The following is a 373-nucleotide window of genomic DNA, read 5'->3' on the forward strand; positions in this document are numbered from 1 at the left end:
GGCAGCAAACTTAGGACCTTGAGTCTTTTGTACAGACGTGAAGTTTTCAATGTCCATGGTATCCATCACCTGACCACCAAAGCGTTCAGCCACGATACCCGTGTTAATGCCCTTACGTGCAGCATAGATTGCTGCTGTTGCGCCCGCAGGTCCACCACCAATCACTAACACATCAAACGCATCTTTGGCATTAAGCGCTGCTGCATCTTTTTCAGCTGAGTTGGTGTCAAGTTTTGCCACAATCTCTTCAAGCGTCATACGGCCTTGGCCAATGTGTTCATTGTCTTGGAACACCATTGGTACAGCCATAATTTTGCGTTGTTCAACTTCGTCTTGGAAGAATGAACCATCAATCATGGTTGCTGTGGTGTTC

The 373-nt window shown here is 46.9% G+C and carries 1 protein-coding gene; it reads right to left on the reverse strand.

The features are described from left to right. The coding region (locus NL42_RS19010) for an FAD-dependent oxidoreductase (protein ID WP_461313934.1) at positions 1–373 on the reverse strand (373 nt) is incomplete at both ends.

Source organism: Acinetobacter sp. GN11 (genome assembly GCF_054823985.1).